Genomic DNA, 4,508 nt, shown 5'->3' on the forward strand with positions numbered 1-4,508 from the left:
GCCGGGCCGAGGGCCCGGCGCGGTCACCCGGCCCGCCGGCCGTTCAGGAGGCACGCATGTCGCATGTCGAGGAGACCCTGGCGGCCTACGAAGGCGTCGCCGCCCGCTACGACGAGCTGAACGCGCAGATGGACACCGAGGCGCTGGTGGACCGCTTCGCCGAGGCGGTGCAGCGGCACGGCAACGGGGGGCGGCGGCTGCTGGACGCCGGTTGCGGCACCGGCCGCAGCAGCACGGCCTTCAGCAAGCGGGGATTCGCGGTGACCGGCTACGACCTGTCCCCGGCGATGGTGGCGGCCGCGCGGCGGCGGCCGGGCGCCGACGGCATCCCGTTCCTGGTCGGATCACTCCTGCGCCCTCCGCCGGAACTGTCCGGCTTCGACGTGGTCGCCTGCGTGGACGTGCCCCTGACGTACCTGACGAGCGCCGGCCGGCTGCGGCAGGCGCTGGCGGCGGCGCGTGACCGGCTCGCCCCGGGCGGGCTGGTGGTCTTCGACCTGAACACCATCGGCTACTACCGGCGCACGTTCGGCGTCCCGGTGGTCGCCGACCGCGGTGACCGGTACGTGGCCTGGTTCGCGCACTCGCCGCGGATCGAGGCCGACGAGATCGTGATCAGCCAGTTCGACCTGTTCGAACGGGCCGGCGCGGGCTGGCAGCGGCTGTCGATGCGGCACGTGCAGCGCCACCACTCCGACCGCACGGTACGCCGGGCCGCCGAGCTGGCCGGGCTGCGCGTGGTGGCCGCGCACGGTCTGGTGGGCACCTCGGTGCGCGACCCGGCCGACGAGGAGGCCCACGACCGCATCCTGTACGTCGCCCGCCCCGCCTGACGTTCGCTATATTCAGAATATGGTGAATCTACCGTCCGTCCTCTCCCTGCGGGGCTGCGACCTGCGTTACGCCGACAGCGGGGGCGGCGGCGTGCCGGTGGTGTTCTCGCACGGCGCCGGGGCCGACCACGTGATGTTCGACGCCCAGGCCCGCCACCTGCGGGCCCGAGGGTACCGCGTGGTCACCTGGGACCTGCGCGGCCACGGCCTGTCCCGCCCGGCCGGCGGGCGCTTCACCGCCGAGCAGGCGATCGCCGACCTGTGCGCGCTGGTCGAGCACCTGGCGCTGGACCGGCCGGTGCTCGTGGGGCAGTCCCTCGGCGGCAACCTCAGCCAGGCCGTCGTGCGGCGGCATCCCGGCCTCGCCCGCGCCCTGGTCGTGATCGGCGCCACGCCGAACGCGGCGTCGTTGTCCTTTCGGGACCGCCTGCTGCTGAGGGCGGCCGCGCCGATGCTGATGATGATCCCCGCCAGAAGGCTTCCGCGGCTGATGGCCGACGCCTCCGCGACCACCCGGGCCGCCAGGGACGACGCCCGGCGGGCCTTCGGCCAGGTGCCGAAGAAGGAGTTCGTGCAGGTGTGGCGGGCCACCGTCGAGTTCCTCTCCCCCGACCCCGGCTACCGCACGCCGGTGCCCCTGTGCCTGATCCGCGGCGAGCGGGACACCACCGGCGACATCGCCTCGGCCATGCCCGGCTGGGCCCGCGCCGAAGGCGTCGAGGAGGTCGTCGTCCCCGGGGCGGGCCACATCGCCAACCAGGACGACCCGCAGGCGGTCAACGAGGCGATCGAGGCGTTCCTGTGCACGCTCCCGGCGCCGGGGCGGGCGCGGCGATGAGCGCGCGGCACACGTTCGTCACCTCGGTGGGCGACCTGCTGGCCTCGTGGAACCTGCCGCACGCGACCGGGCGCGTCTACGGGCTGCTGCTCCTCGCCGAGGAGCCGATCTCGCTCGACACCATCGCCGCCGAGCTGGAGCTGAGCAAGGGGGCGGTGAGCACCGCGGTACGGCAGCTCGACTCCTGGGGGCTGGCCAAGGTGATCCCGCAGCCCGGCAGCCGGCGGCTCCTGGTGGAGGCCACCGGGGGGATCGAGTCGCTGCTGGAGGCCAGCCAGGCACGGGCCAGGACCCTGATCGCCGCCCTGCGCGAGGGCGAGGCCCTGGTGAACGCCGGGCCCGCGCAGGAACGGCTGCAGGACGTGATCGGGTTGTTCGCCGGCTATGTCGACGTCGGCGGGCAGCTGCTGGCCAGCCACCGGGAGCGACGCCCCGGATCCGGCACCGCGCGGCCGTCCTCCGCCGGGTAGGGTCTGCCCCACGAAGTCGATCAAGGGGGACCGGCGGTGGAACTGCCAGACACGCGCATGGACATGTCCCGGGGCGAGCGGACCCGAAGATACGGCGACGTCGCGAGCGCGCTGGCGTTGCACAGCGACCGGCAGCTCGGCCAGGCTCTGGAGCAGGCGCGGGTTCTGGGCGCGGGCATCGGCGGCACGTCGGTGCTGCTGGACGTCGAGGGCGTGCCGGTCTTCGCCAAGCGCATCCCGCTGACCGACCTGGAACGCCGGCCGTCCAACGTGATGTCCACCGCGAACCTGTTCGGGCTGCCGCCGTTCTGTCAGTACGGGGTCGCCGCCATCGGCACGCCCGGCTTCGGCGCGTGGCGGGAGCTCGCCGCCGCCGCCATGACGACCGGCTGGGTGCTGGCCGGGCACAGCGCCGCCTTCCCGCTGCTGTACCACTGGCGGGTGCTGCCGGGCGCGCCGCCGCCGGCCGCCGAGCACGCCGACGTCGAGGCGGCCGTGGAGTATTGGGACGGGTCGCCCGCGGTACGGGAGCGCCTGCACGCCCTCGCCCGCGCCTCGGCCGGCATCGTGCTGTTCCAGGAGTTCATCCCCCACGACCTGAACCACTGGCTCGCCGCCCAGGTCGCCGCCGGCCAGGAGGCGGCGACGACGGCGGCCGTCATGCTGGAGTCGTGCCTGCCGCGCGACGTGGCGTTCATGAACGGCCGGCAGCTGATGCACTTCGACGGCCACTTCGGCAACATCCTGACCGACGGCGAACGCCTCTACCTCGCCGACCTGGGGCTGGCGACCTCCTCCCGGTTCGACCTGGCCAAACCGGAGATCGAGTTCCTGGAGCGCAACCGCACCCACGACACCGCGTACGCGCTGGCGCGGCTGGTCAACTGGCTGGTCATCGACGTCTGCGGGGTGCAGGCGCCGAACGGCGCCGTCGAGGAGCGCAACGCGTACATCCGCGCGTGCGCCGAGGGCGCGGACCCCGCCGGCGCGCCCCCGGCCGTGGCCGCGATGATCCGCCGGTACGCTCCCGTGGCGGCGGCCGTGAACGACTTCCACTGGCACCTGTGGGGCACCAGCAGGACGACGCCCTTTCCGAGCGAGAGGATCGAACGCGCCCTGAGCGCGATGCGCTGACGACCGGGGCCGAGGTCGCTGGTGACGACCCGGCCACCGGTGTCATACCGTCACATCATGGACGAGCACCGCCAGAGCATCCCCGACGTTCTCCGCCCCGTACGGGACGCCGCCGCGGCCCTGGGCGAAGACCTCACCGACCTGGGCGACGCGCTGCGGGCGTTGCGACGGGTCGAGGTGGAGGTGGAACTGGCGACCGATCTGCTGATGCGGCAGTCCAACGCGAAGGCGAACCAGGCCCGGCAGGAGACGTCCTGACCGGCCCGGCGAAGGCGCCGCCGCGCTGTTGCCTGTCCTCCGGCTCGGCGGCGAAGCGCGGCTTCGCGCCCTGGTCGGGACGCGAATAATCGCTCGGCAGGCTCAGGATGATCGCACTAAACTGTCTCCCTCATTCTTGATCAAGAAGATGGAGGATGACATGTCTCGTCTTCGCGCGTTAGCGCTAACTGTCGTCGCGGGAGCCGTTCTGCTTCCCTCTCCCGCTCACGCCGCGTCCGTGAAGGGGGTGAAGCTCGTCAACGGCGCGTCCGGCCAGTGTCTCACCGTGGCCGCGACCGAAGTGAGGAAGAACGGCGCCCCGATCACCCAGTGGCCCTGCGACGGTTCCAGGCGCCAGCGCTGGTACGTCGTCAAGGATTCCGAGGGCGGCGTGAATTTCCGGAACGCGGTGTCCGGGCAATGCATGGCGATCGCCCATGGAACCACCAGGGAAGGCAAGCGGGCCATTCAGTGGCCGTGTTACCGGGGCAAGGCGCCGGAGCAGGTCTGGCGGACGAAGGCCGCGCGAATCAGGAATCTGGCCTCGGGCCGATGCCTGGCGATCGGCGAGGGCAGCAAGGTCAAGGGAGCCATCGCCATCCAGTGGCGCTGCTACGGGGGCAACGCCCCTGAGCAGGTCTGGCGCATCCGCAGGAACTGACCCGGCTGGAGGAGCGGCAGCCGGCCCCTTCGGCGTCACATGCCCCGAACTCCTACAATCAGGAGCATCACTACTATGGAGCATCGTTGAAGCAGAGCGGTCATCGCCATCGCCGCGTCGAAGACGGGACGAGAGGAGCGGCCGCGTGCCGTACGAGGACGACGACCAGCTCAGCAGGGCGATCTACGCCCGCATGCTGGAGCGCGCCGAGTCCCTCACCGACGCGGCCGCGGCCATGGGAGTCACCACCGCGCTGACCGCCCGCGCCCGGGAGCACCTGACCCGGCTGCGCCTGCTCGACCCCGAGGCCAAGG

6 protein-coding genes are annotated in these 4,508 nt (G+C 72.4%); all 6 read left to right on the forward strand.

All coding sequences use genetic code 11. The features are described 5' to 3' along the window. Positions 1 to 833: class I SAM-dependent DNA methyltransferase (locus tag ACWCSD_RS48450; protein ID WP_449925896.1), on the forward strand; the 833-nt coding region annotated here is incomplete at its 5' end. 19 nt (positions 834 to 852) lie between these two features. After that, positions 853 to 1,671, forward strand: a complete 819-nt coding sequence (locus ACWCSD_RS48455; protein WP_449925899.1) for an alpha/beta fold hydrolase — start codon at positions 853 to 855, stop codon at positions 1,669 to 1,671. Further along, complete coding sequence (locus ACWCSD_RS48460; protein WP_449925902.1) at positions 1,635 to 2,141, forward strand: GbsR/MarR family transcriptional regulator; 507 nt, start codon at positions 1,635 to 1,637, stop codon at positions 2,139 to 2,141. The genes ACWCSD_RS48455 and ACWCSD_RS48460 overlap by 37 nt, the downstream gene beginning before the upstream one ends. Positions 2,142 to 2,177: 36 nt before the next feature. Continuing rightward, complete coding sequence (locus tag ACWCSD_RS48465) at positions 2,178 to 3,275, forward strand: serine/threonine protein phosphatase (protein WP_449925905.1); 1,098 nt, start codon at positions 2,178 to 2,180, stop codon at positions 3,273 to 3,275. 57 nt (positions 3,276 to 3,332) lie between these two features. Then, the gene (locus tag ACWCSD_RS48470) at positions 3,333 to 3,533 is read left to right on the forward strand and encodes a hypothetical protein (protein ID WP_358297231.1); all 201 of its coding nucleotides are present in this window, start codon (positions 3,333 to 3,335) and stop codon (positions 3,531 to 3,533) included. A 247-nt stretch (positions 3,534 to 3,780) separates the two neighbouring features. Further along, entirely contained in the window at positions 3,781 to 4,194 is a 414-nt protein-coding gene (locus tag ACWCSD_RS48475; RefSeq protein WP_449925907.1) for an RICIN domain-containing protein, read from the forward strand. Positions 4,195 to 4,508: the final 314 nt, after the last annotated feature.

The organism is Nonomuraea sp. NPDC001684 (assembly GCF_053596515.1).